This window comes from Kitasatospora sp. NPDC086801 (assembly GCF_044745805.1).
GTDB lineage: Bacteria > Actinomycetota > Actinomycetes > Streptomycetales > Streptomycetaceae > Kitasatospora.
Map to the genome: position 1 here is coordinate 43,812 of NZ_JBIVAX010000028.1, position 19,878 is coordinate 63,689.

Annotated in this window: 19 protein-coding genes; 15 read left to right on the forward strand and 4 right to left on the reverse strand. The window is 73.5% G+C overall.

All coding sequences use genetic code 11. From position 1 onward, the window contains the following. Positions 1-63 precede the first annotated feature (63 nt). The 5 genes from ACIPLC_RS25700 (at position 64) to ACIPLC_RS25720 (ending at position 5,568) form a co-directional block, all read left to right on the forward strand. Positions 64-999 (forward strand): dihydrodipicolinate synthase family protein, encoded by a 936-nt coding sequence (locus ACIPLC_RS25700; protein WP_400475377.1) that lies wholly within the window; start codon positions 64-66, stop codon positions 997-999. A gap of 152 nt (positions 1,000-1,151) precedes the next feature. Next, complete coding sequence (locus ACIPLC_RS25705) at positions 1,152-2,156, forward strand: proline racemase family protein (RefSeq protein WP_400475378.1); 1,005 nt, start codon at positions 1,152-1,154, stop codon at positions 2,154-2,156. A gap of 81 nt (positions 2,157-2,237) precedes the next feature. After that, the gene (locus ACIPLC_RS25710; protein WP_400475379.1) at positions 2,238-3,602 is read left to right on the forward strand and encodes an aldehyde dehydrogenase family protein; all 1,365 of its coding nucleotides are present in this window, start codon (positions 2,238-2,240) and stop codon (positions 3,600-3,602) included. Next, the gene (locus ACIPLC_RS25715; protein WP_400475380.1) at positions 3,602-4,630 is read left to right on the forward strand and encodes a proline racemase family protein; all 1,029 of its coding nucleotides are present in this window, start codon (positions 3,602-3,604) and stop codon (positions 4,628-4,630) included. The genes ACIPLC_RS25710 and ACIPLC_RS25715 overlap by 1 nt, the downstream gene beginning before the upstream one ends. After that, the gene (locus tag ACIPLC_RS25720) at positions 4,627-5,568 is read left to right on the forward strand and encodes an ornithine cyclodeaminase family protein (protein WP_400475381.1); all 942 of its coding nucleotides are present in this window, start codon (positions 4,627-4,629) and stop codon (positions 5,566-5,568) included. The genes ACIPLC_RS25715 and ACIPLC_RS25720 overlap by 4 nt, the downstream gene beginning before the upstream one ends. A 3-nt stretch (positions 5,569-5,571) precedes the next feature. Here the strand turns inward: ACIPLC_RS25720 and ACIPLC_RS25725 are convergent, their stop codons facing one another. Beyond that, positions 5,572-5,904 (reverse strand): hypothetical protein, encoded by a 333-nt coding sequence (locus ACIPLC_RS25725; protein WP_400475382.1) that lies wholly within the window; start codon positions 5,902-5,904, stop codon positions 5,572-5,574. A 262-nt stretch (positions 5,905-6,166) separates the two neighbouring features. Between ACIPLC_RS25725 and ACIPLC_RS25730 the strand changes: the two genes are divergently transcribed. Both ACIPLC_RS25730 and ACIPLC_RS25735 read left to right on the forward strand, forming a co-directional pair. After that, positions 6,167-6,877, forward strand: coding sequence for a GntR family transcriptional regulator (locus ACIPLC_RS25730; RefSeq protein ID WP_400475383.1), 711 nt, complete (start codon positions 6,167-6,169; stop codon positions 6,875-6,877). 109 nt (positions 6,878-6,986) lie between these two features. Beyond that, positions 6,987-7,583, forward strand: coding sequence for a Uma2 family endonuclease (locus ACIPLC_RS25735; protein WP_363583869.1), 597 nt, complete (start codon positions 6,987-6,989; stop codon positions 7,581-7,583). Position 7,584: 1 nt separating this feature from the next. On the opposite strand, the gene ACIPLC_RS25740 is transcribed toward ACIPLC_RS25735, so the two are convergent. Both ACIPLC_RS25740 and ACIPLC_RS25745 read right to left on the reverse strand, forming a co-directional pair. Next, positions 7,585-8,265 (reverse strand): ABC transporter ATP-binding protein, encoded by a 681-nt coding sequence (locus ACIPLC_RS25740; protein ID WP_400475384.1) that lies wholly within the window; start codon positions 8,263-8,265, stop codon positions 7,585-7,587. After that, complete coding sequence (locus ACIPLC_RS25745; RefSeq protein ID WP_400475385.1) at positions 8,262-9,338, reverse strand: ABC transporter permease; 1,077 nt, start codon at positions 9,336-9,338, stop codon at positions 8,262-8,264. Before ACIPLC_RS25745 ends, ACIPLC_RS25740 begins: the two co-directional genes overlap by 4 nt. A gap of 164 nt (positions 9,339-9,502) precedes the next feature. On the opposite strand from ACIPLC_RS25745, the gene ACIPLC_RS25750 reads away from it, so the two are divergent. From ACIPLC_RS25750 to ACIPLC_RS25760, 3 genes are read left to right on the forward strand one after another with little or no spacing between them, the layout of a single operon-like run. Further along, the gene (locus tag ACIPLC_RS25750; protein ID WP_400475386.1) at positions 9,503-10,708 is read left to right on the forward strand and encodes a sensor histidine kinase; all 1,206 of its coding nucleotides are present in this window, start codon (positions 9,503-9,505) and stop codon (positions 10,706-10,708) included. Further along, a complete protein-coding gene (locus ACIPLC_RS25755) occupies positions 10,705-11,343 on the forward strand; it encodes a response regulator (RefSeq protein ID WP_400475387.1) in 639 nt (212 codons plus the stop codon). The genes ACIPLC_RS25750 and ACIPLC_RS25755 overlap by 4 nt, the downstream gene beginning before the upstream one ends. Before the next feature lie 48 nt (positions 11,344-11,391). Further along, positions 11,392-12,417, forward strand: coding sequence for a nitronate monooxygenase (locus ACIPLC_RS25760; RefSeq protein WP_400475388.1), 1,026 nt, complete (start codon positions 11,392-11,394; stop codon positions 12,415-12,417). 17 nt (positions 12,418-12,434) lie between these two features. Here ACIPLC_RS25760 and ACIPLC_RS25765 read toward each other — a convergent pair whose 3' ends face one another. Then, the gene (locus ACIPLC_RS25765; protein ID WP_400475389.1) at positions 12,435-13,901 is read right to left on the reverse strand and encodes an aminopeptidase P family protein; all 1,467 of its coding nucleotides are present in this window, start codon (positions 13,899-13,901) and stop codon (positions 12,435-12,437) included. 213 nt (positions 13,902-14,114) lie between these two features. On the opposite strand from ACIPLC_RS25765, the gene ACIPLC_RS25770 reads away from it, so the two are divergent. From ACIPLC_RS25770 to ACIPLC_RS25790, 5 genes are read left to right on the forward strand one after another with little or no spacing between them, the layout of a single operon-like run. Next, entirely contained in the window at positions 14,115-15,866 is a 1,752-nt protein-coding gene (locus ACIPLC_RS25770) for an ABC transporter substrate-binding protein (protein WP_400475390.1), read from the forward strand. 13 nt (positions 15,867-15,879) lie between these two features. Next, positions 15,880-16,839 carry an ABC transporter permease gene (locus tag ACIPLC_RS25775; protein WP_363627453.1) on the forward strand — a complete coding sequence of 320 codons (960 nt, stop codon included), beginning with the start codon at positions 15,880-15,882 and terminating at the stop codon, positions 16,837-16,839. Further along, on the forward strand, positions 16,836-17,822 hold the full coding sequence (locus tag ACIPLC_RS25780; protein ID WP_363583851.1) for an ABC transporter permease: 987 nt from the start codon (positions 16,836-16,838) through the stop codon (positions 17,820-17,822). The genes ACIPLC_RS25775 and ACIPLC_RS25780 overlap by 4 nt, the downstream gene beginning before the upstream one ends. After that, positions 17,822-18,820 carry an ABC transporter ATP-binding protein gene (locus tag ACIPLC_RS25785; protein ID WP_400475391.1) on the forward strand — a complete coding sequence of 333 codons (999 nt, stop codon included), beginning with the start codon at positions 17,822-17,824 and terminating at the stop codon, positions 18,818-18,820. Before ACIPLC_RS25780 ends, ACIPLC_RS25785 begins: the two co-directional genes overlap by 1 nt. Further along, positions 18,817-19,794, forward strand: a complete 978-nt coding sequence (locus tag ACIPLC_RS25790) for an ABC transporter ATP-binding protein (RefSeq protein ID WP_400475392.1) — start codon at positions 18,817-18,819, stop codon at positions 19,792-19,794. Before ACIPLC_RS25785 ends, ACIPLC_RS25790 begins: the two co-directional genes overlap by 4 nt. Positions 19,795-19,878 lie beyond the last annotated feature (84 nt).

Sequence of the window (19,878 nt, forward strand, 5' to 3'; positions counted from 1 at the left end):
TGGGGCCAGTCGTCGAACGTGCGGGCCGGGGACTCTTGTCTCCGGCCCACTTCCTCTAATAAAATGTCACACCTCACCAAGGAGCTCACCGTGTCCAACACCCCCCACGACACCGCCCGGCCCTGGCGCGGCATCATGGTCGCCACCACGATCCCGCTGCGCCCGGACCTCTCCGTCGACTACGACGCGTACGCCGAGCACGTCCGCTGGCTGATCGAGTCCGGCTGTGACGGCGTCGTCCCCAACGGCTCGCTGGGCGAGTACCAGACGCTCACCGCCGAGGAGCGCGCCCGCATCGTCGAGGTGGCCGTCGAGGCGGCCGGCGACGGCTCCCGGGTGATGCCCGGCGTGGCCGCCTACGGCAGCGCCGAGTCCCGCCGCTGGGCCGAGCAGGCCGCCGAGGCCGGCGCCGGCTCCGTGCTGCTGCTCCCGCCGAACGCCTACCGGGCCGACCACGCGTCCGTCCGCGCGCACTACGCCGAGGTCGCCAAGGCCGGACTGCCGGTCGTCGCGTACAACAACCCGATCGACACCAAGGTCGACCTCGTCCCCGCGCTGCTCGCGCAGCTGCACGGCGAGGGTTCGATCGTCGCGGTCAAGGAGTTCAGTGGCGACGTCCGCCGGGCCTACGAGATCGCCGAACTGGCCCCCGGGCTGGACCTGCTGATCGGCGCCGACGACGTGCTGCTGGAGCTGGCGCTGGCCGGCGCGGTCGGCTGGATCGCCGGCTACCCGAACGCCCTGCCGGAGGCCAGCGCCGCGCTGTACCGGGCGGCCGTGGCGCACGAGCTGGACACCGCGCTGCCGCTGTACAAGTCGCTGCACTCGCTGCTGCGTTGGGACTCCAAGACCGAGTTCGTCCAGGCCATCAAGCTGTCCATGGACATCGCCGGGCGCCCCGGCGGCCCGGTCCGCCCGCCGCGCCAGCCGCTGACCCCGGAGATCGAGGCGGCCGTCCGCGCCGCCACCGAGAAGGCACTGGCCGAGGGCCTCGCCTAGGTCTGTCCGGCCGCAGGGCGCCGTCACCCGGCCGGCTGAGGGGGCAGCCGGCCCGGCCCGGCCCCACCCGATCCCGCGTACGTTCAGCTCGTCCGTCCACCTTGTCCGTCCACCTTGTCAGTACACCCACCCCGACGGGAGTCGTAAGAGCCATGCGTAGCCGTCACGTGTTCCATGCCGTGGACTCGCACACCGAGGGCATGCCGACCCGGGTCATCACCGGCGGCTTCGGCGTCATCCCCGGCGCCACCATGGCCGAGCGTCGAGTGCACTTCCAGCAGCACCTCGACCACTTCCGCACCCTGCTGATGTACGAGCCGCGCGGCCACGCCGCGATGAGCGGCGCCATCCTCCAGCCGCCGACCCGGCCGGACGCCGACTTCGGCGTGCTCTACATCGAGGTCTCCGGCCTGTTGCCGATGTGCGGGCACGGCACCATCGGCGTCGCCACCGTGCTGGTCGAGACCGGCATGGTGCCGGTGGTCGAGCCGGTCACCACGGTGCGGCTGGACACGCCCGCCGGGCTGGTGGTCGCCGAGGTGCGGGTCGAGGACGGCGCCGCCACCGCGGTGACCATCCGCAACGTGCCGTCCTACTCGGCCGCGCTGGAGAGCAAGATCGACGTGCCCGGGTACGGCACGGTCGGCTACGACCTGGCGTACGGCGGCAACTTCTACGCCATCCTGCCGCTCGCCGAGTTCGGGCTGCCCTTCGACCGCGAGCGCAAGCAGGACATCCTGGACGCCGGGCTGGCCCTGATGGCCGCCATCAACGCGAGCCCCGACCGCCCGGTGCACCCGGAGGACCCGTCCATCCACGGCTGCCACCACGTCCAGCTGCTCGCCCCCGGCTCCACCGCCGAGCACTCCCGGCACGCGATGGCCATCCACCCCGGCTGGTTCGACCGCTCGCCCTGCGGCACCGGCACCTCGGCCCGGATGGCGCAGCTGCACGCGCGCGGCGAACTGCCGCTGGGGCGGGACTTCCGCAACGACTCCTTCATCGGGACGACCTTCATCGGGCGCCTGGTCGAGGAGACCGAGGTGGCCGGGCGGCCCGCCGTGGTGCCCACCGTCACCGGGCGGGCCTGGGTCACCGGCACCGCCCAGTACTTCCTCGACCCGCGCGACCCGTTCCCGGCCGGGTTCCTGCTGTAACGGGCGCCTGGTACCCGGGGGGTCTGCTGCCGGGGGGCCTGCTATGACGTCTGCTGAACCACCTTCGAAGGGCTGTTGGCTGTGACCATCACCTCGTACAACCCCGCCGACCCCGCGGACCTCGTCGTCGCCGTCGAGGAACCCGGCGCCGAAGCCGTCCGGGCCGCCGTGGCCCGGGCCCGGGCCGCCCAGCCCGGCTGGCTCGCGGCCGGTGCGGGCGCCCGGTCCGCGGCACTCGGCCGGATCGCCGAAGCGGTCGAGGCGCACGCGGACGAACTGGCCGCCCTGATCGTGCGCGAGGTCGGCAAGCCGCTCGCCGAGGCGCGCGGCGAGGTCGCCCGCACCGCCGCGATCTGGCGCTACTACGCGCAGGCGCCGTTCGCGCCGTCCGGGGCGGTGCACGAGACCGCGGCCGGGCCCGGGCTGCTGCTCACCCGGCGCCGCCCGTACGGCGTCGCCGGGCTGATCGCGCCGTGGAACTTCCCGTTGGCGATCCCCACCTGGAAGGCCGCGCCGGCGCTGGCGGTCGGCAACACCGCGGTGCTCAAGCCGGCGCCCGAGGCCACCGCCTGCGCGCTGCGGCTGGCCGAACTGGCCGCCGGGGCCGGGCTGCCCGCGGACGTGTTCACCGTGCTGCCGGGCGGCGCCGAGGAGGGCGCGGCGCTGGTCGACACGGCCGACGTGGTCTCCTTCACCGGCTCGACCGGCGTCGGCCGGGCCGTGGTGCGGGCCGCCACCGAGCGCGGCGTGCCGGTGCAGGCCGAACTCGGCGGGCTGAACGCCGCGCTGGTGCTGCCGGACGCCGACGTCGAGCAGGCCGCCGCCCACCTCGCCGCCGCCATCGCCGGGTACGCGGGGCAGAAGTGCACCGCCACCAGCCGGGTGATCGCGGTCGGCGCCGCGTACGAGCCGCTGCGCGACGCCCTGGTCAAGGCGCTGGAACTGGTCGACGACGCGGCCTGCGGGCCGGTCATCAACGCCGCCGCCCGGGACCGGCTCACCGCCGCCGTCGCCACCGCCACCGCCGCCGGGGCCACCCTGCTCACCGGTGGCCGGGCACCCGAACGGGACGGCTGGTACGTCGAGCCGACCCTGCTCACCGACGTGCCGGCCGAACACCCGCTGGCCCGCGAGGAGTTCTTCGGCCCGATCGCGCTGCTGCACGCCGCCGCCGACCTGGACGAGGCGATCGCGCTGGCCAACGACACCCCGCACAGCCTCGCCACCTCGGTGCACACCCGCAGCCTGGACGTGGCGCTCGCCGCCGCCGACCGGCTGGACGCGGGCATGATCCGGGTCAACGCGCCCTCCAGCGGCGTCGACTTCCACCTGCCGTTCGGCGGCGCCAAGGGCGCCAGCCACGGCGAGCGCGAGCAGGGCCAGGCGGCGCTGGACTTCTACACCGTCAGCCGCACCGTCAGCGTCCTGCCGGTCGGGGGTGCGTGATGCTCGTCCGCACCGTCGACTACCACGCGGCCGGTGAGCCGTTCCGGATCGTGCTGGACGGTGTGCCCGCGATCCCCGGCGACAGCGTCGCCGAACGGCGGGCCATCGCACTCGGCGCCGGCGGCAGCGCGACCGCGCCCCGGCCGAGCGCGCTGGACGACGCCCGGCAGCTCCTCAGCCGCGAACCGCGCGGCCACGCCGGGATGTACGGCGGGTTCCTGGTGCCGCCGGACGACGACGAGGCGCACTTCGGGGTGCTGTTCTGGCACAAGGACGGCTACTCGACGGCCTGCGGGCACGGCACCATCGCGCTCGGTGCCTGGGCGGTGGACTCCGGGCGGGTCACCGCCCCCGCCGACGGCGTGGCACGGGTGCGGATCGACGTGCCGTCCGGCCGGGTCACCGCGCTGGTGCACCGGGCCGGCGGGCGGACCACCGGGGTGACCTTCCGCAACGTGCCCAGCCGGGTCAGCGCGCTCAAGTTGCCGCTGACCACCTCGCGGGGCACCGTGGAGGTCGCGGTGGCGCACGCGGGCGCCTGCTACGCCTCGGTGTCGGCGGCCGCCCTCGGCCTCGCGGTCGAGCCCGTGCAGCTGCCGGAACTCACCGCCATCGGGCGGGAGATCAGGGACCTGCTGGCCGGCGCGGCGGCGGTGGCGCACCCGAGCGACCCGCGCCTGTCGGGTGTGTACGGGGTCATCCTTTTCGACGAACTACCCGCGGAGGACGGTGTGTTGAGCCAACGGAACGTCACCGTCTTCGCGGACGGGCAGATCGACCGCTCACCCTGCGGCTCCGGCACCTCCGCCCGGCTCGCCGTCCTCGCCGCCGAGGGCCGGCTCGCGCCGGGGGAGGAGCTGCGGCACGAGTCCGTCATCGGGACGGTCTTCACCGGCCGCGTCCTGCCCGGCGGCGACCCGCTGGACGGCGGCGTCGTCACCGAGGTCACCGGCAGTGCGCACCGCACCGGCGAGCACGCCTTCGTCCTGGAACCGGACGACGACCTGGGCGCGGGGTTCCTGCTGTGAGCCCTTCCATGCTGCCCGGTGCGGCGGCTGAGCCGCTCCAGTACGCCGTGCCGGGCGTCGGCGGGGTCGGGCCCGCCGCGGCGGTGGCGGCGATCGAGCGGGTGCTGCTCGACGGCTTCGACCCGGAGCCGGCACCGGCCCGCTCGGCCGTCCCCGTCCCGGCCGGCGAACTGCTGATGATGCCGGCCGCCGCCGGCCCGTACGCCGGGGTGAAGATCGCCGGGGTCGCGCCCGCCAACCCGGGGCGGGGACTGCCCCGGATCACCGGCAGCTACCTGCTGCTCGACGGGCCCACCCTGCAGCCGCTCGCCCTGCTCGACGGCGCCGCGCTCACCGCGCTGCGCACACCTGCCGTCACCGCCGTCGCGCTGCGCCGGCTGGCCGCGCCGGACGCCGAGCACCTGGTGCTGTTCGGCTCCGGGCCGCAGGCGTACGGGCACCTGGACGCGCTGCTGGCCGTTCAGCCGCTGACCCGGCTCACCGTGGTGGCGCGGAACGCCGGACGGGCCGAGGCCCTGGCCGCGTACGGGCGGGGGCTCGGGCTGGCGGCCGGGGTCGGCGAGCCGGGGGCGGTCGCCGGGGCCGACCTGGTGGTCTGCTGCACCACCGCGCGCACGCCGCTGTTCGACGGCGCCCTGGTGCCCGCGCACGCCGCCGTCGCGGCGGTCGGCTCGCACGAGCCGGACGCGCGGGAGGTGGACGAGGTGCTGGTCGAGCGGGCCGAACTGTACGTGGAGGCGCGGACGGTGGCGGCCCGCGAGGCCGGCGACCTGATCATGGCGGGCGTGGCCGGCCGGCAGGTGTGGAACCTGGCCGAGCTGGTGCGCGGCGACGCGCTGGTGCCGGCGGGGCGGCCGCGGTTCTTCAAGAGCGTCGGCATGGCGTGGGAGGACCTGGCGGTCGCGGCGGAGGTGTACCGGAGCACCGGGGCGGGCTGACCTTCAGTCCCCGAGGAAGTGGAGCCAGCTGCCCGGGGTGGCGGCGCAGTGGGCGAGCAGGTTGCGCAGGTCGCGGACGGCCGCCCGCTCTTCCTCGGTGGTGCAGCGGGCGAGCAGGACGGTGGCCTCCTCGAAGGCGGCGCCGGCGTCCTGCTCGTTGAACCGGGTGTCGCCGTACGGGTCGATCCGGCCGAGCCGGTGGTCGGCCGGCCGGGCGTGCGCGGCCAGGGCGGCGGCGAGGGCCGGGCCGTGGTCGACCGAGAGGTACAGCAGGGTCGGGACGGACCGGCCGCCCTTGTTGGGGTGGTCGTCGTACAGGGCGATCTCGATTCCCAAGTCCGTTGCTCCTGGCGGGTGTCGGGGGCTGTGAAGCGGGAGTCGGCCCGGCGGGAAGGGATCCCCTGTCGGGCCGGCTCCGTATGGGCAGGGCGGGCGACAGGTCGTGCGCCGCCGGCCGTTGTCACGGCCGCCGGCCGCTGCCACCATGGGTTTCGGCCGGGACCTCGGGCGCTGATGACCGTTCGAATCGTGGAATGTTGCGCACTCAACGTAACGTGACATTGTACGCTGGTGTTCTGCACCCACCCGGAGGAACACCATGGCCGACCTCAAACCCCGCACCCTGATCTCCGTACAGGAGCGGCTTCGCGACCAGGTCGCCCACGCGCTCCGGGCAGCCCTGATCTCCGGCGAACTGCGCCCCGGCGTCGTCTACTCCGCACCCGCGCTCGCCGCCGACTTCGGCGTCTCCGCCACCCCCGTCCGCGAGGCCATGCTCGACCTCGCCCGCGAAGGCCTCGTCGAGGCCGTCCGCAACAAGGGCTTCCGGGTCACCGAGCTCACCGAGCGCGACCTCGACGACTACACCGAGATCCGCGCCCTGATCGAGGTCCCCACCGTCGGCCGGGTGACGCGCACCGCGACCAAGGAGCAGCTGGAACGGCTGCGCCCGCAGGCCGAGGCGATCGTCGCGGCCGCCCGCAAGCACGATCTCATCGGGTACCTGGAGGCCGACCGGCAGTTCCACCTGGACCTGCTGGGGCTGGCCGGCAACGCCCGGCTGGTCGACGTCGTCAGCGACCTGCGGAAGCGCTCGCGGCTGTACGGCCTCAACCGGCTCGACGAGCGCGGCGAGCTGACCTCCTCGGCGGAGGAGCACCTGGAGCTGCTGGACCTCATGCTGGCCGGCGACGCCGAGGCGGCCGAGGCCTGCATGACCCGCCACCTCAGCCACGTCCGCTCGCTGTGGGCGGGGCAGGACGAGGCGGCGGAGGAGGCGCGCCCGGCGCTGAAGCTGCGGGCGCGGTAGGGCTAGCCGGGGCTAAACCGCCCGTTCGGGTGAAGACTGGGGATCGGGCGTCGGAATGCGTTCGCGCCCTACGATGATGTTCTCGACATCGGCAGCCAGGAGGAAATCCATGTCCGCCGCAGCAGTGGAAGAGCCCATCGAGCAGCCGACGCTGCTCGAGGTCGCCGAGCTGATCTCCAACCAGTTCGCCGGGCACCGGGTCGAGATCGTCGGGAGCCAGATCACCGTGACGCCGCCGCCGAATGCTTCGCACGGCAAGTCGCTGAGCCGCCTCATGCGTGTGCTGTTCGCCGCCGGCCTCGACGGGGATGAGGTCGACGTCATTCAGGGCGTTGGCATCTGGCTGCCGGACGGGCCGTCGGACTACGCCGTTCCCGACCTGGCGATCGTCGATGCCGACATCGATGACCACTTGATCGAGTACAACTGTTACGACCCGGCGGTCTTCCGGCTCGTGTTGGAGGTCACGTCGTCCAACCTCAGCGACGACCTGAAGCGGAAGCCCTTCGTCTATGCCGCCGCTGGAGTACCCGTCTACGTGATCGTGGACCGGACGAACCAGCGGGTCATGGTGCTCACTGACCCGCAGGACGGCGAGTACCGCGTGCACGCCGTCCACCACCCGGGGCAGTCGTTCACCCTGCCGGAGTCGATCGGGGCGGCGGTGACGCTGTCGGTGGACGACGTGCTGGCGGCGAAGAAGTAGCTCAGGCCGCCGCGGGCACTGTCAGGCGGCCGTCGTGGACTTCGGCGATCTGGTCGACGGCCGTCAGGTGGGTGCGGTCGTGGGTGACCAGGACGGTGGCGGTGGCGCGGCGGTGGGTGAGCTCGGTGATGAGGTCGAGGACGGCGGCGCCGCGTTCGTGGTCGAGGGCGCTGGTGGGTTCGTCGATCAGCAGGACGGTGGGGTCGTTCATCAGCGCGCGGGCGATGTTGACGCGCTGGCGCTGACCGCCGGAGAGCTGGTGCGGGCGGCGGGCGGCCTGGTCGCGCAGGCCGACGGCGGCCAGCAGTTCCAGGGCGCGGGGGAGGGCGGCGCGCGGGGAGCGGCCGTCCAGGTGGGCCATCACCTGGAGCTGTTCGGCGGCGGTGAGCGAGGGCAGCAGGTTGGCCTGCTGGAAGACGATGCCGATCCGGGTGCGGCGCAGCGCGGTCAGTTCGCCGGGGCCGAGGCCCGTGGTGTCGGTGCCGTCCACCACGACCCGGCCGGAGTCCGGGGTGATCAGGGTGGCGGCGACCGCCAGCAGGCTGGACTTGCCGGAGCCGGACGGGCCGACCACGGCCGTGATCGAGCCCTTGGGGACGGTCAGCGAGACGTCGTCCAGGGCGGTGAGCCGGCCGTCGCCGTCCGGGTAGGTGAGGGTGATGTGGTCGAGGACGAGGCTCATCGGGCGCTCCCCAGGGCGGTCAGCGGGTCGACGGAGGTGATCCGGCGGATGGACAGGCCCGCGCCGACCGCGCCGAGCGCGATCATGACGGCGGCGGGGAACAGGACGGTCGGGGCGTCCAGGACGAAGGGCACGGCGGAGCCGACCAGGGCCCCGACGCCCGCCGCGAGCGCGGTGCCGACGGCGGTGCCGAGCACCAGCAGCAGGACGGCCTGGCCGAGGGCGTCGCGCAGCAGGTAGCGGGTGGAGGCACCGAGCGCCTTCAGCACCGCGATGTCGCCGCTGCGCTGGATCGTCCAGACGGTGAAGAAGGCGCCGATCACCAGGGCCGAGATGGCGAACAGGAAGCCGCGCATCAGCTGGAGCGAGCCGTTCTCGGAGGTGTAGGAGCCGATCGCGGCGAGGGCGTCGTCGCGGGTGCGGGTCTCGGTGCCGTGGCGGGCGTCGGCGCCGCCCAGGTCGGCGCCCTTGGCGGTGGTGAGCGCGATGACGGTCGCGTGGCCGGTGCCGCCGGGGGCGGCCTGCTGCCAGTCGGTGAGGCTGGTCCAGATCACCGGCGTGTGGCTGTACGCGGCGTCGCCGTCGACGGCCGCGACCTGGAGGCGGTGGCCGGCCAGGGTGAGGTCGTCGCCGGGGGCGAGGCCGCCCAGGTTCTTGGCGGCGGTCTTCGACAGGACGGCCTGGCCGGGGGCGATCCGGGCGCCCTGCGGGGCCAGCGCGGAGCCGTCCGGGACGCCGAAGGCGGACAGCGCGGCGGTGCGGGTGCCGGCGGCGGCCTTGGTGGTGGTGATGCCCAGCGGCTGGGCGGAGGTGACGCCCGGCTCGCCCGCCCAGGCCTGCCACTGCTCGGGGGTGACCTGGGAGTCGGTGAAGGAGAGCGTCTGCCCGTCGGCGGGCTTGCCGAACACCAGGTGGTCGGCGGGCAGGCCGGTGATCGCGGAGATGTTCTGCCGGCCGAGTCCGGCGGTCAGGCCGGACAGCAGGCCGACCAGTACGGTGATCAGCACGATGACGGTCCCCATCAGGGCGAACCGCCCCTTGGCGAACCCCAGATCCCTCCAGGCGACGAACACGGTGGGCCTTCCTGCTCAACGAGTGTTTCCGACGCTTCCACCGTCTCGGAGAAGGGACCCCGCGGGCATCGCACCGGGGATTGCATCCTCGGCATCAAAGGGCAGAAGCGGAGTTCAACCTTTTGATTGATGCCGGGGCCCGGTCCGGAACCTAGGCTGGACGGATGGCGACCGAACGATCCCGCACCACCCCCGTCGCCCGCGTCCTTCAGGTCTGCCTGCACCTGCTCGTGGCGGGCCTGCTCGCACTCGCCGTCGCCCGCGCCGCCGCCGGCCGGGACGGCGACCCGGTGCCCGTCGCCGCGGCGGCCACCGCGATGGCCGCCGTCTACGCCGTGGGCCCCCGGCTGCCCGCCGTCCACCGCTCGCGCCGGGCCGCCGCACTCTGGCTGGCGCTGCTCGGCGTCACCTGGGTGGGCGTGCTGATCGCCACCCAGGACGGGGTGTGGCTGGCGTTCCCGCTGTACTTCCTGGAGCTGCACCTGCTCGGGCGGCGCGGCGGCCTCACCGCCGTTGGGCTGACCGCCGCCACCGCCATCGCCGCCTGGTCCTGGCACCAGCACACCTTCAGCCTGCCCGCCGCGATCGGGCCCGCGCTCGGCGCGGCCGTCGCCACCGCCACCGTGCTCGGCTACCAGGCGCTGTACCGGGAGAGCGAGGAGCGCCGCCGGCTGATCGACGAACTCACCGCCGCCCGCGCCGACGCCGCGGCCGCCAACCACACCGCCGGGGTGCTCGCCGAACGCGAGCGCCTGGCCCGGGAGATCCACGACACCCTCGCGCAGAGCCTCAGCTCCATCCAGCTGCTGCTGCGGGCCGCCCAGCGGGCCCTGCCGGAACGCACCGAGGCCGCCTCCGGGTACGTCGAGCAGGCCCGGCGGGCCGCCCAGGACAACCTGGACGAGGCCCGGCGGTTCGTCCGCGCGCTCACCCCGCCCGCGCTGGACGGCGACCCGCTGCCGGTCGCGCTGGAACGGCTGTGCGCCACCACGGCGGCGCACAGCGGCCTGCCGGTGAAACTGCACGTCTCCGGGGACCCGGTCCGGCTGCCGGTGCCGCAGGAGGTCGCGCTGCTGCGGATCGCGCAGTCCGCGCTCGGCAACACCGTCCGGCACGCGCACGCCTCGCACGCCGAGGTGACGCTCAGCTACATGGAGGGCGAGGTGGCGCTGGACGTGTTCGACGACGGGGCCGGGTTCGACCCGGCGGTGGTCGCGGGGCGCACCGGAGGGGACGGCGGGTTCGGACTGCCGTCGATGCGGGCGCGGGCACGGGCGCTCGGCGGCACCTTCACGGTGGAGTCGGCGCCCGGCCGGGGCACGACGCTCGCGGTGCAGCTGCCGGTGACGGTGACGGAGGGCGGGGCATGAGCGGGGACGTGATCCGGCTGCTGCTGGCGGACGACCACCCGGTGGTGCGGGCCGGATTGCGGGCCGTCCTGGAGGGCGAACCGGACTTCGCCATCGTCGCCGAGGCCGCGACCGCCGAGCGGGCCGTCGAACTGGCCGCGGCGGGCGGGATCGACGTGGTGCTGATGGACCTCCAGTTCGGGCCCGGCTCGGCCATGAACGGCGCCCAGGCGACCGCCGCGATCACCGCCCGGGCGGGCGCGCCCCGGGTCCTCGTCGTCACCACCTACGACACCGACGCCGACACCCTGCCCGCGCTGGAGGCCGGCGCCACCGGCTACCTGCTCAAGGACGCTCCGCCGGAGGAACTGGCCCAGGCCGTCCGGGCGGCCGCCGCTGGACGCTCGGCGCTGGCACCGAGCGTCGCCGACCGGCTGCTGGAACGGATGCGGACGCCCGCGGCGGCGCTCAGCGCACGGGAGACCGAGGTGCTGGGGCTGGTCGCGGACGGGCTGACCAACCAGCAGATCAGCCAGCGGCTGCACCTGAGCCAGGCCACGGTGAAGTCCCATCTGGTGCACATCTACACCAAGTTGGCGGTGGACTCGCGGACGGCGGCGGTGCGGGCGGCGCGCGGGCGGGGGCTGATCCGCTGAGCGTAGGGTGGGCTGGGTCCGAACCGTTTTCCGGAGTGGAGGAACCCGATGGCCGTGCGTCTCGACGAACTTTCCGTGCCGGTGATCGGCGCGCCGATGGCGGGCGGGGCGTCCACCCCGGAGCTGGTGGCCGCGGTGAACCGGGCCGGTGGGCTGGGGTTCCTCGCCGCCGGGTACCGGAGCGCCGCCGCGATGGCCGAACAGGTCGCGATGGTCCGGGAGTTGACCGGCAGGCCGTTCGGCGTGAACCTGTTCGTCCCGGCCCCGCCCGGCGATCCGGCGGCCGTCGCCGTCTACCGGGAGCGGCTGCGGCCCGAGGCCGAGCGGTGGGACGTGGCGCTGCCCGAGGAGATCGGGCCGGACCGGGACGACTGGGAGGCCAAGCTCGCCGTGCTGCTGGCGGAGCCGGCCCCGGTGGTCTCGTACACCTTCGGCCTGCCGACACCGGAGGAGGCGGCGGCGGTCCGCGCGGCCGGGTCGTTCCAGGTCGGCACCGTCACCACGCCCGCGGAGGCGCGGGCGGCGGAGGCGGTCGGGATGGACGCGCTGTGCGTGCAGGGCCCGGAGGCCGGCGGGCACCGCGCCACCCACCGGATCGGGGACGAGCCCGGTGACGTCCCGCTGCTGGACCTGCTGCCCGCCGTCCGGGCGGTGACGGCGCTGCCGCTGATCGCGGCCGGCGGGCTGGGCGACGGCCCGGCGGTGGCGGCGGCGCTGCGAGCCGGCGCGGCGGCGGTGCAGCTGGGGACGGCCCTGCTGCGCGCCGACGAGTCCGGCGCCTCGGCCGCGCACCGGGCGGCGCTCACCGAACTCCCGGAGACGGCCGTCACCCGGGCCTTCACCGGCCGCCCGGCCCGCGGCCTGCGCAACGCCTTCATCGACCGCCACGGCCCGTACGCCCCGCCCGCCTACCCCGAGGTGCACCACCTCACCCAGCCGCTGCGCGCCGCCGCGACCCGCCGCGCCGACCTCCAGTCCATGCACCTCTGGGCCGGCACCGCCCACCACCTGGCCCGCACGGGCCCGGCGGCGGACCTGATCGCGGAGCTGTGGGCGGCGGCACGGGCGGTGTGAGCGGCCGCTCCCCGGGCTCAGCCGAGGAGGTCGGCCATCCAGGATTCGATGGCGGGGGCGGTGCGGGGGAGGGCGTGGGACATGAGGTGGGCGCCGTCGGGGGTGATGACGAGGTCGTCCTCGATGCGGATGCCGAGGCCGCGGAGTTCGAGGGGGAGGGTTTCGTCGTCCGGCTGGAGGTAGAGGCCGGGTTCGACGGTGAGGACCATGCCGGCTTCCAGGGTGCCGTCGAGGTAGCGGTCGGCGCGGGCCCTGGCGCAGTCGTGGTAGTCGAGGCCGAGCATGTGGCCGCTGCCGCAGAGGGTGTAGCGGCGGTGGAGGCCGTTGTCCTCGGCGAGGGACTGTTCGGCGGGGATGCGTAGGACGCCCCAGTCGGCGAGGCCTTCGGCGATGACCCGCATGGCGGCGTGGTGGAAGTCGCGGAAGCGGGCGCCGGGGCGCAGCGCGGCGATGCCGGCGCTCTGGGCGGCGAGGACGAGGTCGTAGGCCTGCCGCTGGACGGGGGTGAAGGTGCCGCTGAGCGGGAGGGTGCGGGTGATGTCGGCGGCGTAGAGGGTGTCGGTTTCGACGCCAGCGTCCAGCAGGAGCAGGGAGTTCGGGTCGAGGGCGCCGTCGTTGCGGATCCAGTGCAGGACGCAGGCGTGGGCGCCGGAGGCGGCGATGGTGGTGTAGCTGGTGCCGTTGCCTTCGGCGCGGGCGCGCAGGTCGAAGACGCCCTCGATCCAGCGTTCGCCGCGGGGGTGGCGCAGGGCGGTGGGCAGGGCGCGGACGACGTCCTGGAAGCCGGTGACGGTGTGGTCGACGGCGAGTTGCAGCTGGCCGATCTCCCAGGTGTCCTTGACCAGGCGCAACTCGGAGAGGACGGCGGCGAGTTCGCCGTCCCGGGTGGCGTGGGTGCCGGGGCGTCCGGTGCTCTCGTCGACGAGCGGGTCGGTGCCGGCCAGGACGCGGGTGGGCGGCTGGGGGCCGGTGAGGAGCTTGTCGAGGTCGTCGAGGTGTTCGGTGCGCAGTCCGGTGAGCGCGGCGGCTTCGGCGAGGTCGGGGCGGCGGCCGACCCAGAACTCGCCGTAGCGGCGGTCGCGGTAGAACTCGGTGCCGTTGGCGTGGTTGCCGCGGGGGGAGCGGGGGCGCAGGTAGAGGATCGGCTCGTGGCCGTGGGGGCCGGCCGGTTCGAGGACGAGGACGTGGTCGGCCTGGTCCTCGCCGGTGAGGCCGGTGAGCCAGACGTAGGCGCTGTGCGGGCGGAAGCGGTAGTCGAGGTCGTTGCAGCGGACCTTCAGCCGACCGGCGGGGACGATCAGCCGCTCGCCGGGGAAGGCGGCGGAGAGGCGGGTGTGGCGGCCGGGGAGGCGGTCGTGGCCGGGGACTCGCCGGTCGGCGGGGAGGGGGGTGGCGGCCCAGCGGGTGCCCATGAAGGCGTCGAGGGCGGGGGAGACGGGGAGGTCGTGGCTCCCGGTGTTGAGGCCGGTCTGTCGGAGGGGCACCGGTGAACTCCTAGGTGGGGCGGGGGTGGTGTGGCCCGGACACAGCTCGGTAACGGGGGGCGTCACCTCTTGTGCAGTGCAATTTCACATTACTATGTTACGGGTCACACCGCGGAGCGACCAGACCTCGAAGGTCGCCTCCCGGTCGGGCCCCGGATCACCTCCCGGGGCGGACACGGGCTTCACGGCAGGCCCCCCACAGCGGAGTTGCACATGACCAGGCGCACCCACGCCGCCCTCGCGGCGGCCCTCGCGGCGACCCTCACCCTCGGCCTCGGGGCCTGCAAGAACGACAAGAGCGACAGCGGAAGTGACGCCGCGCCTTCCAACGGCCAGGGCCCGGGCGCCGCGTCCGGTTCGGTCATCGGCGGCACCCCGGTCAAGGGTGGCACCCTCAACGTCCTGACGAACCAGGACTTCGCCCACCTCGATCCGGCCCGCAACTGGACCGTGCCGCACATGGACTTCGGCACCCGGCTGATCTACCGCACCCTGACCACCTTCAAGTCCGAGCCGGGTGCGGCGGGCAGCGAGATCGTCCCGGACCTCGCCACCGACCTGGGCAAGTCCAGCGAGGGCGGCAAGGTGTGGACCTTCACCCTGAAGGACGGCCTCAAGTACGAGGACGGCACCCCGATCAAGTCCGCCGACATCAAGTACAACGTCGAGCGGTCCTTCTCCCCCGACCTCACCGGCGGCCCCGACTACGCCGTCCAGTACCTGGCCGGCGGCGAGAACTACAAGGGCCCGCTCACTGGAGAGCACCTGGCGAGCATCGAGACCCCGGACGACAGGACCATCGTCTTCCACCTGAAGCGCCCGGTCGCCGAGTTCTCGGACACCGTCACCCTCCCGACCTTCTCCCCGGTGCCGCAGTCCCAGGAGAAGGGCACCCAGTACGACTCGCGGCCGTTCTCCTCCGGCCCGTACAAGATCGACACGTACGACCGGGGCAAGCAGCTGACGCTGGTCCGCAACACCAACTGGGACCAGTCCACCGACACCGTCCGCAAGGCGTACCCGGACAAGATCGTGGTCACCCAGGGCATCAAGGGCGGCCAGGCCGACGACCGGATCATCGCCAGCGACGGCGCCGACGCCAACGCGATCGAGATGCCGTGGATGGCCCACGAGTCCGTCTCCAAGGTGCTGACCAAGCCGGACGTCAAGGCCCGCATGGCGGCCGAGCAGACCGGCTGTACGGACATGCTGTACCTGAACACCGCCAAGGCGCCCTTCGACGACCCGAAGGTGCGCGAGGCGATGATGTGGGCGGTCGACCGCGAGGCGCAGGTGACGGCCTTCGGCGGCCCGGCGATGGCCGACGTGGCCACCTCCTACCTCCCGCCGTCGCTGACCGGCGGCGCCAAGGCGGACCCGCTGAAGATCCCGGCCGCCGGCGACCCGGAGAAGGCCAAGGCGATGCTCAAGGACGCGGGCAAGACCGACCTCAAGGTGTCGATCACCGTCTCCCTGGGCGACAAGACCCGCGCCGAGACGATCCAGCAGTCGCTGGCCAAGGCCGGTGTTCAGGTCACCGTGAACACCGTCGACCCGTCCGCCTTCACCGACACGCTCGGCGACACCAAGAACGCCCCCGAGCTGACCATCAACGGCTGGTGCCCGGACTACCCGTCCGGCGCGACCTTCCTCCCGTTCATCTTCGACGGACGGACCATCAAGGAGAAGGGCAACCAGGGTAACTACAGCCAGTTCAAGGACCAGGCCACGATGGACCGGATGGACCAGATCGCGGCCATGACGGACGTCAACGAGGCCAACAAGGCCTGGCAGCAACTGGACGAGGACCTGCTGAAGAAGGCCCCGGCCGTCCCGTTGATGTGGCAGCGCCGCCCGCTGCTGGCCGGCACCAACGTGGCCGGCGCGTTCGGGAACTCCGGCTACGCCGGCATGATCGACCTGGCCGTGGTCGGCCTCAAGGACCCTGCCAAGGGCAAGGGCTGAGGGGCCGTCGGCGATGAGTACAACCACTGAGCCCGTCGCCGTGGACTCCACGGCGACGGGCCCCGCGAAGGCCACCGGGCGCGGCCCGTGGCGGCTGGTCTGGGACCAGCTGTGGGCCAAGGGATCGGCCCGCTTCGGCCTGATCACGGTCGGCGCCTTGCTGCTGCTGGCCGCCCTGGCCGGCCCGCTGAGCTCGCTCGGCGGTTGGTCCCCCGAGGAGTTCGACAAGCGCGCCATCGACCCGTACCTGGGCGGCATGCCCCGGGGCGACTTCGGCGGCATCAGCGCCCGGCACTGGCTGGGCGTCGAGCCGATCACCGGGCGCGACCTGTTCGCCCGGGTCCTGCACGGCGGGCAGGTCTCGCTGCTGATCGCGTTCACCGCGACCGCCGTGGTCGTCATCACCGGCACCCTGGCCGGCATCGCGGCTGGCTACTTCGGCGGCCGGACGGACACGCTGCTGTCCCGGCTGATGGACCTCACCATGTCCTTCCCCTCGCTGATCTTCATGATCGCGATGATGTCGGTGGCCAAGGACGTCAACCGGATCCTGCTGATCACCCTGGTGATCGGCCTGTTCACCTGGCCCGGCATCGCCCGCGTCGTGCGCGGCCAGACCCTCTCGCTCAAGCACCGCGAGTACGTCGAGGCCGCCAAGGTCGGCGGGGCGCGCTCCTGGCGCATCCTCACCCGGGAGATCCTGCCGAACGTCTCCGGCCCGATCATCGCCTACACCACCCTGCTCATCCCCGGCATGATCGCCACCGAGGCCGCGCTCAGCTACCTCGGTGTGGGCGTCCGCCCGCCGACCTCGTCCTGGGGCCAGATGATCGCGGAGAGCATCGTCCACTACGAGACCGACCCGACGTACTTCCTGATCCCGACGGCTTTCCTGTTCGTCGCCGTGCTCGCGTTCACCCTGCTCGGGGACGCGCTGCGCGACATCCTCGACCCCCGGGGAGGCCGGTCGTGATCCTCTACCTCGGCCGCCGACTGCTCGGCGTGGCGGGCATCCTGCTCGCCATCTGCGCCATCACCTTCACCATCTTCTACCTGCTGCCGAACGACCCGGCGGCGGCGGCCTGCGGCAAGACCTGCAGCCCGGAGCGGCTCGCCGACGTCAAGGCGGCGATGGGCCTGAACAAGCCGATCTGGGAACAGTTCCTCGCCTACCTGGGCGGCATCTTCGCCGGTCGCGACTACGGCAGCGGCCCGAGCGCCGTGCACTGCGGCTTCCCCTGCCTCGGCTACTCGTACGAGTACGGGCTGCCGGTCTGGGACCTGCTCGTCGACCGGCTGCCGGTGTCCATCTCGCTCGCCGTCGGCGCGGCGGTGCTCTGGCTGGTCCTCGGCCTCGGCGCGGGCGTCACCTCGGCGCTGCGCAAGGGCAAGGCCTCCGACAAGACGCTGATGGTGCTCTCGGTCGGCACCGCCTCGCTGCCGGTCTACTTCACCTCGATCATGCTGATCTGGGGTGTCGTCCGCACGGCCGGGCTGCTGCCCTACCCGGCGTACCACAAGTTCACCGAGAACCCCTTCGAGTGGGCCTCCAACCTGCTGCTGCCGTGGATCGCCCTGGCCCTGCTGTACGCGGCCATGTACGCCCGGCAGAGCCGCAACTCGATGATCGAGGCGATGGCCGAGCCGTACATCCGCACCGCCCGGGCCAAGGGCCTGCCGTCGCGGACGGTCACGGTCAAGCACGGGCTGCGCGCCGGGGTGACGCCGATCCTCACCATCTTCGGCATGGACCTCGGCGGCCTGCTGGCCGGTGCGGTCATCACCGAGTCCATCTTCGGCCTGCCCGGCGTCGGCCGGCTGTTCTACGACGGTCTGGGCCGCTCCGACCAGCCCGTGATCCTCGGCGTCACCCTGCTCGCGGCCTTCTTCATCGTCGCGGCGAACCTGCTGGTCGACCTGCTCTACGCGTTCGTCGACCCACGAGTGAGGTACTGATGACTCTCTTGGAGGTCGAGGACCTCAAGGTCTCCTTCGACACGCCCCGCGGCACCGTCCGGGCGGTGGACGGCATCTCCTTCGCCGTCGACGCCGGGCGGACCCTCGGTCTGGTCGGCGAGTCCGGCAGCGGCAAGTCGGTCACCTCGCTCGCCGTCATGGGCCTGCACCGCGGCGCCGCCGTCACCGGCTCGATCCGGCTCGACGGGATGGAGCTCAACGGGCTCGGCGAACGGGAGCTGGGCACCGTCCGGGGCCGCCGGATCGCGATGATCTTCCAGGACCCGCTGTCCAGCCTGCACCCCTTCTACACCGTCGGCGAGCAGATCGCCGAGCACTACCGGGTGCACTTCAAGGCCAACCGCAAGGCGGGCCGCCAGCGGGCGGTCGAGATGCTGGCGGAGGTCGGCATCCCGGAGCCGACCCGGCGGGTCGACGAGTACCCGCACCAGTTCTCCGGCGGCATGCGCCAGCGCGTCATGATCGCCATGGCCCTCGCCTGCGAGCCCGAACTGCTGATCGCCGACGAGCCCACCACGGCCCTCGACGTCACCGTCCAGGCGCAGATCCTCGACCTGATCGCCCGCATCCAGCAGGAGCGCGGCCTCGGCGTCGTCATGATCACCCACGACCTCGGCGTGGTCGCCCGGGTCGCCCACGAGGTGCTGGTCATGTACGGCGGCCGGGCCGCCGAACAGGCCTCGGTGGACCGGCTGTTCGCCACCCCCGGGCACCCGTACACCCGCGGGCTGCTGGACTCGCTGCCACGCCTGGACGACACCGACGACGCCCCGCTGCGGGCCATCCCCGGCAGCCCGCCGTCGCTGATCGCCCCCGCCCCCGGCTGCTCCTTCGCCCCGCGCTGCGCCCGCACCGACGCCGCCACCGCCGAGGAACACGCCCGCTGCCTGGCCGAACGCCCAGAGCTCGGCCCGCTCGCCCCCGGCCACCAGGCCGCCTGCCACCTGCCGCTGGTACCGGAAGGAGCCCGGCCATGACCGAGAACCTGCTGTCCGTACGGGACCTGGTGAAGACCTTCCCCGGTCGACGGAGCCGCACCGGCCGGCCCGGCGCCCCGGTCCGCGCCGTCGACGGCGTCAGCTTCGACGTCGGCAAGGGCGAGACGCTCGGCCTGGTCGGCGAGTCCGGCTGCGGCAAGTCCACCACCGGGCGGATGATCGTCCGGCTGCTCGACCCGACCTCGGGCACCGTCACCTTCGACGGCACCGAGATCGGCGGGCTCTCCCAGGCCCGGCTGCGACCGCACCGGCGGCACCTGCAGATGGTCTTCCAGGACCCGTACTCCTCGCTCAACCCCCGGCAGACGGTGGCCCGGATCATCTCTGAGCCGCTGCTGCTCCAGGGGGCGAGCGCGGCCGACGCGCGCAGGCGGGCCGGCGAGCTGATGGAACTGGTCGGGCTGATCCCCGAGCAGATCGACCGCTACCCGCACGAGTTCTCCGGCGGCCAGGCGCAGCGCATCGGCATCGCCCGCTCGCTCGCCACCTCGCCGAAGCTGGTCATCGCCGACGAGCCGGTCTCCGCGCTCGACGTCTCCATCCAGGCCCAGGTGGTCAACCTGATGGAGCGGCTCCAGCAGGAGCTCGGCCTGGCGTACGTGTTCATCGCGCACGACCTCTCGGTGGTCAAGCGGGTCTGCGACCGGGTGGCGGTGATGTACCTCGGGCGGATCGTCGAGATCGGCGACAAGGCCGAGGTGTACGGCAACCCGGCGCACCCGTACACCAAGGCGCTGCTGTCCGCCGTCCCGCTGCCCGACCCGGCGGCGGAGCGCGCGCGGGAGCGGATCGTGCTGCTCGGCGACCCGCCGAGCCCGGCGAACCCGCCGTCCGGGTGCAGCTTCCACCCGCGCTGCCCCAAGGCGCAGGAGGTCTGCCGCACGGAGCGCCCGCTGCTGCAGATCGCCGGGGCGGGCAGCCGGCAGGCGGCCTGCCACTTCCCGGAGGCCTGAGCCGACCACATAGAGCCGCCGTACCGCCCAGTTGCCCCCACGCCGGGCGGTACGGCACCCAACGGGCGAGGGACGCACTCCCTC

Coding starts and splice junctions, on each gene's coding strand:
- ACIPLC_RS25730 (WP_400475383.1), top strand. CDS start 6,167: ATGGCCGACCTCAAACCCCGCACCCTGATCTCCGTACAGGAGCGGCTT.
- ACIPLC_RS25790 (WP_400475392.1), top strand. CDS start 18,817: ATGACCGAGAACCTGCTGTCCGTACGGGACCTGGTGAAGACCTTCCCC.
- ACIPLC_RS25700 (WP_400475377.1), top strand. CDS start 64: ATGTCACACCTCACCAAGGAGCTCACCGTGTCCAACACCCCCCACGAC.
- ACIPLC_RS25715 (WP_400475380.1), top strand. CDS start 3,602: ATGCTCGTCCGCACCGTCGACTACCACGCGGCCGGTGAGCCGTTCCGG.
- ACIPLC_RS25705 (WP_400475378.1), top strand. CDS start 1,152: ATGCGTAGCCGTCACGTGTTCCATGCCGTGGACTCGCACACCGAGGGC.
- ACIPLC_RS25775 (WP_363627453.1), top strand. CDS start 15,880: ATGAGTACAACCACTGAGCCCGTCGCCGTGGACTCCACGGCGACGGGC.
- ACIPLC_RS25770 (WP_400475390.1), top strand. CDS start 14,115: ATGACCAGGCGCACCCACGCCGCCCTCGCGGCGGCCCTCGCGGCGACC.
- ACIPLC_RS25785 (WP_400475391.1), top strand. CDS start 17,822: ATGACTCTCTTGGAGGTCGAGGACCTCAAGGTCTCCTTCGACACGCCC.
- ACIPLC_RS25740 (WP_400475384.1), bottom strand. CDS start 8,265: ATGAGCCTCGTCCTCGACCACATCACCCTCACCTACCCGGACGGCGAC.
- ACIPLC_RS25760 (WP_400475388.1), top strand. CDS start 11,392: ATGGCCGTGCGTCTCGACGAACTTTCCGTGCCGGTGATCGGCGCGCCG.
- ACIPLC_RS25750 (WP_400475386.1), top strand. CDS start 9,503: ATGGCGACCGAACGATCCCGCACCACCCCCGTCGCCCGCGTCCTTCAG.
- ACIPLC_RS25755 (WP_400475387.1), top strand. CDS start 10,705: ATGAGCGGGGACGTGATCCGGCTGCTGCTGGCGGACGACCACCCGGTG.
- ACIPLC_RS25735 (WP_363583869.1), top strand. CDS start 6,987: ATGTCCGCCGCAGCAGTGGAAGAGCCCATCGAGCAGCCGACGCTGCTC.